The organism is Oxalobacteraceae sp. CFBP 8761, from assembly GCA_014841595.1.
Taxonomy (GTDB): Bacteria; Pseudomonadota; Gammaproteobacteria; order Burkholderiales; family Burkholderiaceae_D; genus Telluria.
The window spans coordinates 24,301-36,089 of the sequence record JACYUE010000006.1 but is presented as its reverse complement, the minus strand read 5'-3'; the positions used below and the strand labels follow the sequence as shown (position 1 = coordinate 36,089).

Sequence of the window (11,789 nt, the reverse complement as noted above, 5' to 3'; positions counted from 1 at the left end):
TAATGAAGAGGTCGTGTCCGAATGTCAGACCTGACCCCGGCTGTTCCTGCAGAGGTCGTGTCCGAATGTCAGACCTGACCCCCGCTGTTTTCAGAATGTCAGACCTGACCCCCGCTGTTTTCATTAGAAGGTGTAGTCAGCCTTGACGTATGCCGTGCGGCCGTTCATCCCGAATGGGCAGGTTTCCCAGCAGTAGGTGAAGCCCAGTTGCGGGAAGGGGGCTGCGCGGACCGGGTCCCATTTGGTCGGGTAGGTGTCGAACAGGTTGTTGATCCCCGCCGACAGGCTCAGGCTCTTGTTGAACGTGTAGCGGCCCGTCAGGTCGACGATCCATTTGGCTTCCCACGTCTGCACGAATGGCGCCGTAAAGCCCTGGCCCTGTACTTCGCCGAAATAGTTCGCGCGGCCCGTCACGTTCCAGGCGCCGGCCGTGTAGTCGGCTGACACGACGTGGTGCTTGCGCGGCTGGCCGCGTTCGATCAGCGTCACCTGCGCATCGTCGAACAGCTGCGCGCCGGTCAGCACGGGCGATTGCGAATTGCGCGCCTTGACCTCGGTCTTGTTGAAGCCCAGCTGGCCGGACAGCACCAGGGTCGAGCCCTGGCCGCGGATGGTCTGCTGCGCCACCAGGTCCAGGCCCGTGGTCGACGTATCGATCGCATTGGTGAAGAACTGCGCCTGGCCCACGCGCAGCGGGTCGAGGATCGCGCGGATCGGGCATGCGGCCGGTGTCGCGCATGCGCCCGACTCTGGCGAGATCGTGCTCGAGAACACGATGCGGTCGTCGATCTTGGTGCGGTACACGTCGGCGGTCAGCGAGAACGTGGTGGTCGGCCGCAGAATCACGCCGATGCTGGCGCTCTTCGACGTTTCTTCCTTCAGCGGTGCGATGCCGAAGGCGCGCGTGACGGCGCTGTCTTCGCGCGCCGTCAGCGTTTCGGTCAGCACGCCGGCCGAATTCAGGTTGGTCGAGACCGAGCTGTAGAACTTCTGCTGCACGCCTGGGGCCCGGAAGCCCGTCGACACGCTGCCGCGCACGCCCAACGAGCGGCTCGGGTCCCAGCGCGCATTGAGCTTGCCGATCGTCGTGTTGCCGAAGTCCGAATAGCGCTCGTGGCGCACTGCCGCGCCGACCGAGACATCCGGGCCGAACTTGCGCTCCAGGTCGACGTAGAAGGACGTGTTGTGGCGGCCCTGGTCGACCGCCGTCGATGGCGTATAGCCCGGGAAGCCCTGGATGCCCGAGGCCGCGATGCCGCCGTTCTGGTCGCGGATGATGATGGCGGGGTTGTTGGTGCGGCCGTACTGGTACGAGACCGGGTCGCCCGCCTCGATCTCGTAGTTATCGCGGCGCCACTCGACGCCGGCAGCGACGAACAGCTCGCCGCCCATCAGATTCACCGGACCCTTGAAGTCGAGGTTGAATGTGGTCTGCTCGAACTTGAGCGTGCCGGTATCGGCTTCGCGCGGCGATTCGCCGTTCTCGTACCAGTAGCTGACGTTGATCGAGTTCCGTTCATGGAACTGAAGCTGGCTGCGGCCATGGTTCACGCTCGCGTCCATCGACCAGTCCTTGCCCAGGTCGTGGCGATAGCCGACGGCAAGCGACGCATCCTGCACAGTGGTGACGATGTTCGGCAGGAAGCCTTCCGGGTACACCGCCGGGACGTTGCGCCCATCTTCTTTCGGGCGGAAAAAGCCGCCCGAATCGCCCTTGCGTTTCGAGGCGCCGCCGAACGCATACAGCTCGCCGCCGCCCATCGGCAGGGCCGAATTCATCCACAGGTAGTAATCCTTGGCGTTGCTGTCGCCCAGGCGCTGCGTGACGCGCGGCGGATTCACGCGCGCGGTGTCCAGGCCGGCGCGGTTGGTTTCGTCGCGCTTGCGCGCTTCGACCGACAGGTTCAGGTAGCCGCCATCGCTGCCCAGCGCGAAGCCGCGGCTGGCGCTGGCCGAGTAGGTGTCGCCATCGCCTTCGTCGGTGGTGCCGGCGCTGGCGCTGACGATGCCGTTACCGACACCCTTCTTGAGGATGATGTTGATGACGCCCGCGATGGCGTCCGACCCGTACTGGGCGGCGGCGCCGTCGCGCAGCACTTCGATCGACTGGATCGCCGACAGCGGGATCGCGTTGATGTCGGTGCCGGCCGAGCCGCGACCGATCGTCTGCTGCACATTGACCAGCGCCTGCTGGTGGCGGCGTTTGCCGTTGATCAGCACGAGCAGCTGGTCGGGGCCGAGGCCGCGCAGCGTGGCAGGGCGGATGATGTCGGTGCCGTCGCTGACAAACGTCGACGTGAAGTTGAACGACGGGTCGAGGTCTTGCAGCACCTTGCCCAGTTCGAGCGTACCGGCTGACTGGATGTCTTTCGTGCTGATCAGGCCCACGGGCACGGCGGTATCGAGCGCCGTCTTGGCCTGGGTGCGCGAGCCAAGCACCACGACTTGCGACATATTGCTGTCGGCTTCCTGTGCGCTGGCTGGTGCGAGCGCCGCCAACAGGGCTGACGCCAGCAGAGCGCGGCGTGGCAGTGTTTGCTTCATCATCCTCTGTCCCCTTTTCATCGATTTTTATGTCGCCCTGTTATCAGAGCATTATTTAATCTTAGCAACGGGGTGGGGGTGCCGACGAACGAGCATGTGAAATAAGTAAGTACGATCGTGTCTCGGGAGCAAATACGTCGTACAAAAGAGACAGGTTTGCTCGTTAAACAATACTTTCATGAGTAGCGAGTAATGCTTTGAGTATTAAGCACTTTTCCAAAAGAAATAATGTTCGAAAAGTATTGTTTTATTGTTACGTTATTTAACAAGTTTTTCAAATGTGCGCGGCTCGCGACAAGCTACGATAGCCATTAACCATGCCAAACAGGCACGGCGGCAGGCGGTTCATTCCGCCGACTGGATTTCATCATGCCCGTGCGCCGCGCGGGCGAAATCCGCCGACCACCTCAGGCAGCACACCATGATCCAGCGACGAACCGACGAGCGAACCGCGCTTGCCACCGAATATGCGTTATTCCTGGCCGAGACGCGCGGCGTCAACGCAGGGCTGGTGTACCTCGAAAGCTGCAACGTCTCACGAGAGATCCTGCTGCGCGCCATGCAGGATCCCGCCGCCCGGCGTGTCCGGGAACGGCGCCAACGGCAACGGAACGATTAGCATGAATATCACCCAGCTTTGCAAACGCTATGGCCTCGAGCATTACGGCAGTCTCGAAAGCGCCTGGGACGCTCACAGCGCAACCGGCATCGTGCTGATGCAGCTGTGGCACGCGCCCAATCAGAAGATCAGCGACCACCCACTCCCGGGTGCGCAGTTGCGCGTGCGCTGTCTCGACGCGTCGGATATCCCGATGCCGCTGGACGACGCGCGGGCAGCGCGTGGGCGCAGCATCGAAGCAGTGGAGGGAGGCGCGCGTGGCTATGCCGCGATGTCGATTCCGCCCACGCAGTCGCGCGGCGCCGGGGCCTGGGCCAAGTACGCCAACCTGGAACGCGTGTTCCCCGTGCTGGCGCTCGAGCGCGAGTCATGCGGCACCGTTTTTGCGGTGCTGGGCGCACCGGTGCCGGCGTCCGAACTGGGCGTGGCGTCGCCCGAGCCGGGGCATCGGGCGGGCACGGCGCGCCATGTCAGCCTTGATGGTCGCGCATCCATTCCTTGAGGCCGTTCACCCAGTTCTTGGCCGGCAGATTCAGGCGCCGCTTGATCTCGCCGGCGCGCTCGTAGAGCACTGAAAAGTCCAGCTGCGGCGCGTCCCTGAACGCCACCACCACCACATTGGCATCGTGCACCTCGGGCAGCCAGACGACGGCGTCGAAGACCTGCTCCATGTTCAGGAAATTCTTGTCGTAGTTGCTGAAGTCGCCGAACACGTTGGCGGTCATGACGCCGCCCGGCGCCAGGCAATCCAGGCAGCCCTGGTAGAACGCTTCCGAATCGAGCACCGGGCCGCGCGCGTCCTGGTCGTACAAGTCCACCTGCAGCACGTCGGCCTTGCCATGGTTGGCCGGATCGAGCACGAAGTCCATCGCGTCCTGCTCGCGTACGTCCAGGCGCGCATCGTTTTCCGGCAGGCCGAACAGGGCGCGGCAGATCGCGATCACGTTGGGGTTCAGTTCGACGGCCGTCACGCGCGCATCGGGAAAGCGGGCATACGTGAACTTGGTCAGCGCGGCGCTGCCCAGGCCAAGCTGCACGATGTGGCGCGGCGCGCTCTGGAACAACGTCCACATCATCATCATCTGCACGTATTCGAGCTCGATCGTGTCCGGCTTGGCCAGCCGCATCGCGCCCTGTACCCACGAGGTGCCAAGGTGCAGGAAGCGCACGCCCTCGAATTCGTCGATGGTGGCGGGGGGATGGCCGGGCTGGGCGAAGCGCGGATCGATGACGGTGGGTGACTTGGCAGACATGGCACGAAGCGGTGGAGGGCAAAGCCGATGTTACCAGAGCCGCCGCTGCAGGCTCTCAGGTCGCCGCCAGCGCCGGCAGGAACAGCGTCACGGCCAGGCCGCCGCCGTCGCGGTTGGCCAGCAGGATGCGCCCGCCGTGCGCCTCGGCGATCTCGCGCGCGAGCGCCAGCCCCAGGCCGGTGCCGGCGCGCTTGGTCGAATAGAACGGCACCAGCGCGTGCGTGAGCACCGCTTCGCTCATGCCGCTGCCGCGGTCCGTCACATCGATGCGCACCTGGTCCTGCACGCGCCGTATCTGCAACTGCACGGCCTCTGGCCGGGAACCAGATTCGTGCGCGTTCTTCAGGAGATTGAGCAGCGCCTGTTCGAGCTGCGCGGCGTCGATCCAGGCCGCATCCTGCGGCAGCTTGCCCGCGACGGCGAACGGTACCTGGCCAGCCAGACGCGTGACCAGGGCTGGCCAGCTGCAGGCTTCCAGGCGCGGCGTCGGCAGCTTGGCAAAGCGTGCGTAACCCGAAATGAAGCTCTCCAGGTGGCGCGTGCGTTCGCCGATCGTTTCCAGGATCTGCGGCAGGCGTTCGAGCTGGCCGCGCCGTATCAGCTCGGCCCCGGAGTGCGCGAGCGACGCCAGTGGCGCCAGCGAGTTGTTCAATTCGTGGCTGATCACGCGGATGACTTTTTTCCAGGTCTGGACTTCCTGGCGCCGCAGTTCGACCGTCAGGTGGCGCAGCAGCAGCAGCTCGTGGCGCCGGCCATTGAGCGTGAAGGTGCTGCGCGCCAGGTGATAGACCTCTTCGGCCTCGCCTTCGCCAGCGGTAAACAGGCCGTCGCCACCGCGCGCCAGCGCGTCGCGCAAAGCGGCCGAAGCATCATCGAGCACCGCCCGCAGGCTGTGGCCTTCGAGCTTGCGCCCCTGCGCCAGCAACTGGCGCGCGGCGATGTTGGCGAACACGATGGCGCCGCCGGGCGTCGTCGAATCGGCCACCAGCAGCATCGCCACCGGTGTGTTCTGCACCATCGAGTCGAGCAGCAGTTCGCGCTGCGCCAGCCCCAGGCGCTGCTCGCGCAGCACGTTGCCCAGGTTGTTGTGGGCCGCGATCAGGTCACGCAGTTCATCGTTGTGCGGCCAGTGCAGGCTGCACGAAAAGTCGCCGTCGCGATAATTGTCGACCGTGCCTTCCAGCGCCCGGAACAGCGACAGCACCGGCTGCAGCTGTGCGCGCAGCGTGATGACGGCCAGCGGCACCAGCCCAAGCAGGCAGATGGCCAGCACCAGCAGCGGCCGGGCGGGCAGCAGGTGATCCAGCAGCAGTGCGGCAAGCACCGCCAGTGTGAGCAGCGTGCCCACCAGCGCCGACAGCCGCGTGACCAGTGAAAACCTGGGCTGGCGCGCGCTGTCGGTCATGGCCGCGCGATGCCTAGCCGCTCCATGCGGCGGTACAGCGCCTGGCGCGACAGGCCAAGATCGGCCGCCGCCTGCGCCACCACGCCGCCGGCACGCGCCAGGGCCGCCACCAGCGCGGCGCGGTCCGGCTCCGCTTCCTGGCCTGATACCGATGCCGGCGTGCTCGCTGCCGGCAGTCCCAGGTCAGCCACCATGACGGTATCGCCATGCGACAGCAGGCTGGCGCGCGCCATCACGTTTTTCAGTTCGCGCACATTGCCGGGCCACGGATAGGCCATCAGCGCCGCTTCGCTGGCCGGGTGCAGCGCCTTGCCGGCGGCCAGGAACGAACGCGCCAGCGGGAGGATGTCGCCGGGGCGCGCGCCCAGTGGCGGCAGGCGCAGCTCGATCACGTTGAGACGGTAGAACAGGTCTTCGCGAAAGGTGCCGGCGCGGATCATCGCGCCCAGGTCGGCGTTGGTGGCGCTGATCACGCGCACGCGCACCTGGCGCTCGCGATTGGAGCCAAGACGCTCGAAGCGGCCCGTTTCCAGCACCCGCAGCAGTTTCATCTGGCCGGCCAGCGGCAGGTTGCCGATTTCGTCGAGGAACAGCGTGCCGCCGTCGGCCGCTTCGAACTTGCCTTCGCGCGCTTTCGACGCGCCCGTGTAGGCGCCGGCGTCGGCGCCGAACAATTCGGCTTCGATCAGTTCGGACGGCAGGGCGCCACAATTGAGCACCACGAACGGACCCTCGGCCACCTGCGAGTTGGCCTTGATGATGTCGGCGATGCGCTCCTTGCCGGCGCCATTCGGGCCGGTAATCAGCACCGGCACGTCGGCGCGCGCGACCTGGCAAGCCAGGTGCAACACGCGTTCGGTGGCCGGGTCTTGCCAGACCAGGCCGCGCAGGTCGAAGTTCTGCTCGAGCGCCAGCCGCGCCTTGCGTTCGTGCTGCAGCCGGCTGCCCAGCGCGCGGTTGGCTTGCCCCAGTTCGATCAGGTTGCTGACGCTGGCCAGCAGGCGCTCGTCGTTCCACGGCTTGGGCAGGTAGTCGGCGGCGCCGGCCTTGACCAGGTCGACCGCCGCGTCCAGGTGCGTCCAGGCGGTCAGCAGGATCACCGGCAGGTCGGGATGGCGCGCGCGGATCGCGCGAAACAGCGCCACGCCTTCTTCGCCCGACGTGGTGTCGGCCGTGAAGTTCATGTCCTGGATCACCAGGTCGATTGGTTCGCGCGCCAGCACATCCAGGCCTTCTGCGGGCGAGAGCGCGCGCAGCGTGGCGATGTCGTGCAGCGAAAACAGCACGTCGAGCGCCATGGCGACGGCGGCATTGTCGTCAATGATGAGAACTGTGGGCATGGCCGCCAGCATAGCATCCGCGCGCATGCTCACAGGCTGCGGGTGGCCAGCGCCGGCGAGGTGCTGGCCGCGCGCCAGGCCGGGCCATACGCCGCCAGGATGCCGATCACCCAGAACATCAGCGCGCCGCCGATCAGGTAGGCCACCGGCAGGCGCGCCATCTCGAGCTTCGTCACCAAAAGCTGGTTCAGACCAACGCCCAGCAGCACGCCGCCCGCCACGCCGGCGCTCGTGATCATCACGTTCTCGACGATGAAGTAGCGCAGGATGTCGATCTTGCGCGCACCAAGCGCGCGCCGCACGCCGATCTGCTTGCGGCGTTGGGTCACCCATAGACTGGCCATGCCGACAATGCCGCTGCAGGTCACCAGGAGCAGCAGCACGCTGACCGTCACCAGCATCCACGACAGTGCAAGGTCGGCGCGGTAGCGGTTCTTGCGGTCTTCCTCGACCGTTCTCGCGTTCAGGATCATCGGGCGGCTAGACGCCGCGCGCAGCGCCTGTTCTGCCTCTTTCATCACGCGGTCGCGCTGGCCTGGTTCGGCGCGTACCGCGTACAGCGCGCTCTCCCCGCCATACAGGCGGGCCGGCATGATCATCGCGTATTCTCCGAGGTCGCCGACCTGGGCATGCGCCGTTTGCAGGCGCTCGACGACCCCCACGATGCGGGCGCCCGGCACTTCGCCGCTACCGAAATACAGCATCTTGCCAACTGCGGACGTGCCCGGCCACAATTTGTCGGCCACCGCCCTGGTAATGATCATGGTGTCGGGCGGGATACGCAACGCCTGCTCATTGATGTCAACCAGTTCGCCAGGGAGGAAGTCACGCCCCGCAACCACTTGCAGGCCCAAGGTCTTTACCAGTGAGTCGCCCGATACATACATGCCCAGCGATGTGTTCTGGCCCTGCGGATTGCGGTCGACCGAAAAACTGCTGGTGCTGCCTTTGTTGGACATCGGCATCTGCGACACGTACGCCACCGACGCCACGCCGGGCACCGCGCGCAGCAGTTCGCTCTGGCGTTTGATGGTTGCCAGCATCTGCTCCGGTGTGTCGTTGTCCAGGTTGTGCGCCTCGAAGTAGAAGGTGGCAGCCTCGTCGAGCAGGCCCGACGGACGGGCAGCGACCGCCCGTCGTTCGCTGACGATGTGCAGCGCGTTGGCCAGGAGGGCAAGGCTGAGCGCGACCTGCAGCGCAACCAGCACGGGGCCGGTCTTGTTGCGCAACAGGGCCGACAGGATAGGACGGATTTCCATGCAGTTCTCCCGGGTTTACTGTGATTTGAGCTGGATGGCAGGCGCGACCTGGCAGGCGCGCCAGGTCGGCAGGAAGCCGGCAAGCAGTGCGGAGGCGATCGAGATCACGAAGGTCACGATCAGCATCTTCCAATCCATGTGCGCGATGTTCGCCATGCCCTTGCTCTGCATGCCGATCAGCGCCAGCGCGCAGAACGCCAGGATCAGGCCAAGTACACCGCCGGCCAGTCCGATCACGCCCGTTTCAATCATGAATTGCCGGAAGATGTCGCCGCGCGACGCGCCCAGCGCGCGGCGGATGCCGACTTCGCTCGCGCGCACCGAGAACTTGGCCAGCAGCAGGCCGATCGTGTTGACCAGGCACAGGGCCAGGAACCCGAATGCCAGCCACGCCGACAGCTTGCTGTCGTTGGCCACGACCTTGAGCTTGTCCATCCACGCCATCACGTCGTACAGCATGTTCGGCGCGGCCCGCTTCAGGCGACCCAGCTTGCGTTGTTCGCTGGCGTAGCTATCGATGAACGCCTGCAGGTCGGTGCGCTCGGCCTGCGACCGGGTCTCGAACCAGAACTGGATCCAGGTGCACTCGGACGCAAGAAGGGCAGCATAGCCGCTATCGCGCTTGCCGCTGCAACTCATGCTGCCTGCATGCGGTACTTCGTGGCCGATGGCGCTGGCGAACGGGATCAGGAAATCCTCGCCCTGGCCGAAGCGACTTGCGCCGATCAGCTTGTAATAGCGGGGCAATGGCGCCCACGGGCCGATGACCCCCACCACGGTGTATTGATGCCCTGTCAGCACCAGGCGCTGGCCGACCGGATTGGTTTGGCCAAACAGCTTCTCTGCCATGGCCTGGCTCAGCACGACGACGTCCGCGCCGCGTGCATCGTCCGCTTCGCTCCAGGCCTGTCCGTACCGGAAAGGCACGTCGAACATCGCGAAGAGATCGCGTGTGGCCGCCAGTCCGGTCGCATTGAAAGCAGGGAGATCCTTGCGTGTCGGTTCGACCGGCAGCTGGATGTTGTACATCGCAGTGCGACGCTCGCCCTGGCCGCTACGCAGCAGATTGGCGGCATCCGGATAGCTCATCTGCATGTCGTCCGGATCGGCTCCCGGGACGTAGCCTTCAAGCTGGCCATTGTCGAATTGCGGCACGAACAGGCGCTCGCTCTTGGATGGAATCGGATCGCCCGACATCACGTGCAGGATGGTCAGCGTGGACACGCTGGCCGCCACGCCAATCGCCAGCGTCAGGACCATCAGCGCGGTCAGATAAGGATTGCGGCGCAGGCTGCGCACGCCAAGCATCAGGTAATAGCCGAACATCGCCGCTCCTTATGCCGTGACGTCGGTATGGGCCTGGTGCAGCGACGGGGCGCGCCGTACCAGATCCGACACCTGGCCATCGATGATGTGCACGTTGCGGTGGGTGCGCACGGCCAGCTCCGGGTCGTGGGTCACCATCAAAATGGTGGTACCGGCCGCATTGATTTCTTCGAGCAGCTCCATCACGCCACGCGCCATCTGCGTATCGAGGTTGCCGGTCGGTTCATCGGCCAGCAGCAGTTTCGGACTGCCGGCCAGCGCGCGCGCGATCGCCACGCGCTGCTGCTGGCCGCCCGAGAGTTCCGCCGGGTAGTGCTTCATGCGCGAGGCCAGGCCCACCTTGCCGAGAGCATCCTCGATGCGTTCCTTGCGCTCGCGCGCATTGAAGCCGCGGTAGCGCAGTGGCACGTCGACGTTGTCGAACAGGTTCAGGTCGGGGATCAGGTTGAAGCCCTGGAAGATGAAGCCGAGTTTTTCGTTGCGCAGGCGCGAGCGCGCTGCGTCGTCCAGACCCTTGACGTTCACGCCATCGAGGATGAATTCGCCCGACGTAAATTCTTCGAGCAGGCCGGCGATGTTGAGAAAGCTCGTCTTGCCCGAGCCGGACGGGCCGGTCACGGTGACAAATTCACCCTGGCTGACGTGGATCGCGAAGCCGCGCAGCGCGTGCGTCTCGATCATGTGGGTGCGGTACACCTTGCTCAGGTTGGTCATGCGCAGCATAGTCTGGCTCCGTGGTTCATTGATTGATTGAGACGCGTGCGGCATTGTCGAAGGCATCGGTGCCCGACACCACCACCTTGTCGCCGGCTTTCAGGCCGTCGATGATTTCAACGGCCGAGATGCTGGTGGCGCCGATCCGGATCGGCGTGCGTACCGCCACGCCGTCGTGCATCACGTAGGCGTGGCGCCCGCCCTCGTTCTCGACGAACGGGCCGCGCTGCACCATCAGCACGTCCGGTTTTTCCTCGATCAGCAGGCGCGCGCTGACGCGCTGGCTCTGGCGCAGGCCGGTCGGCTGCGTGCCATCGAAGCGCACCCGTGCCAGCACCTGGTTTTTGACCACCTCGGGCGACAGCGCCGACAGCGTGCCGGTGGCGCGGCCCGACGGCAGCGTGATCTCGGCGCGCATGCCCAGGCCCATGTCGCCGGCGTAGGTTTCGGGCACTTCCAGTTCGACCTCCAGCCGCGACAGATCCACCAGCGTCATCAACGGCGCGTTGGCGGCGACCACCATCCGGTTCTGCACATTGAGCGTGCCGATGAAGCCATCGACCGGCGCGCGCACGGTCAGTTCGTCGACGCGGCGCTGGGCGTTGGCCATCGACAGGCGCTGGCGTTCCAGCTCATTGGTCTTGGTCTTGATCGCCAGTTCGACGTCGTCGCCTTCGAGCACGGCGGCCTGCCTGGCGTGGCGGGCGCGGATGCCGGCCGAATTGACGGCATCTTTCGCCTTTTGGTAGTCGATCTTGGCGATGATGCCGATCTGGCCGACGCTGTCGTAGCGCTCCAGCGTGCGCTGGGCCGACAGGCGGTCGATCTCGGCGGTGTCGGCTTCGCGCTGGGCCAGCAGCTTCTGCTTGCGCGACAGGATCTGCTGGCGCGCGACTTCGGCCTTGAGCTGTTCATACGACGATATTTCGCGCTTGAGGGCGTCGGTCAGGTCGGGCGATTCGAGCAGTGCCAGCACGTCGCCCTTCTTGACCGTGTCGCCGGCGGCAACCTTCAGGTTGACGGTGGCCGGGGCGGTGGCATACAGCGTGGGGCTGACGGCGGCCACGACGCGGCCATTGACGGCGGCGTCGCGCACCAGCGTGCCGCGCGCTACCTCGGCGATGCGGATGCGGCTGGCCGAGACGCTATGTTCGCTGTTGTTCCAGGCGGCGTACAGCGTGGCGCTGACGGCAACCAGCGCAGCAGCCGCGCCGATCGTCAAGGCGCGGCGCTTGAATCGTTGCGCCGGGGGCGGCGTCAGGGTGGTGTCCTGGCGGGATGGTTCGGGGATCATGGTGGTCCAGTAACGACGGTGTAATGGTCGTTATT

At 65.6% G+C, this 11,789-nt stretch carries 9 protein-coding genes and 1 pseudogene; 2 read left to right on the top strand and 8 right to left on the bottom strand.

Annotated elements, in window-relative coordinates:
- Nucleotides 1-123: 123 nt before the first annotated feature.
- Nucleotides 124-2,547, bottom strand: a complete 2,424-nt coding sequence (locus tag IFU00_22435) for a TonB-dependent receptor (GenBank protein ID MBD8545040.1) — start codon at nucleotides 2,545-2,547, stop codon at nucleotides 124-126.
- Between the two features lie 418 nt (nucleotides 2,548-2,965).
- Between IFU00_22435 and IFU00_22430 the strand changes: the two genes are divergently transcribed.
- Nucleotides 2,966-3,163: a hypothetical protein gene (locus IFU00_22430; protein ID MBD8545039.1), complete on the top strand. Its 198-nt coding sequence runs from the start codon at nucleotides 2,966-2,968 to the stop codon at nucleotides 3,161-3,163.
- Between the two features lies 1 nt (nucleotide 3,164).
- Nucleotides 3,165-3,590, top strand: a pseudogene (locus IFU00_22425) (hypothetical protein).
- Nucleotides 3,591-3,633: 43 nt separating this feature from the next.
- Here the strand turns inward: IFU00_22425 and IFU00_22420 are convergent.
- Genes IFU00_22420 through IFU00_22390 form a run of 7 tightly spaced genes read right to left on the bottom strand, consistent with a single transcriptional unit; the run spans nucleotide 3,634 to nucleotide 11,754 of the window.
- Complete coding sequence (locus IFU00_22420; protein MBD8545038.1) at nucleotides 3,634-4,416, bottom strand: spermidine synthase; 783 nt, start codon at nucleotides 4,414-4,416, stop codon at nucleotides 3,634-3,636.
- Nucleotides 4,417-4,471: 55 nt separating this feature from the next.
- Nucleotides 4,472-5,821: an ATP-binding protein gene (locus IFU00_22415; GenBank protein ID MBD8545037.1), complete on the bottom strand. Its 1,350-nt coding sequence runs from the start codon at nucleotides 5,819-5,821 to the stop codon at nucleotides 4,472-4,474.
- Entirely contained in the window at nucleotides 5,818-7,161 is a 1,344-nt protein-coding gene (locus IFU00_22410; GenBank protein MBD8545036.1) for a sigma-54-dependent Fis family transcriptional regulator, read from the bottom strand. The genes IFU00_22415 and IFU00_22410 overlap by 4 nt, the downstream gene beginning before the upstream one ends.
- A gap of 29 nt (nucleotides 7,162-7,190) precedes the next feature.
- The gene (locus IFU00_22405) at nucleotides 7,191-8,420 is read right to left on the bottom strand and encodes an FtsX-like permease family protein (GenBank protein MBD8545035.1); all 1,230 of its coding nucleotides are present in this window, start codon (nucleotides 8,418-8,420) and stop codon (nucleotides 7,191-7,193) included.
- Nucleotides 8,421-8,435: 15 nt separating this feature from the next.
- Complete coding sequence (locus tag IFU00_22400; GenBank protein ID MBD8545034.1) at nucleotides 8,436-9,746, bottom strand: ABC transporter permease; 1,311 nt, start codon at nucleotides 9,744-9,746, stop codon at nucleotides 8,436-8,438.
- 9 nt (nucleotides 9,747-9,755) lie between these two features.
- Complete coding sequence (locus IFU00_22395; GenBank protein ID MBD8545033.1) at nucleotides 9,756-10,469, bottom strand: ABC transporter ATP-binding protein; 714 nt, start codon at nucleotides 10,467-10,469, stop codon at nucleotides 9,756-9,758.
- A 16-nt stretch (nucleotides 10,470-10,485) separates the two neighbouring features.
- Nucleotides 10,486-11,754: an efflux RND transporter periplasmic adaptor subunit gene (locus IFU00_22390; GenBank protein ID MBD8545032.1), complete on the bottom strand. Its 1,269-nt coding sequence runs from the start codon at nucleotides 11,752-11,754 to the stop codon at nucleotides 10,486-10,488.
- Nucleotides 11,755-11,789 lie beyond the last annotated feature (35 nt).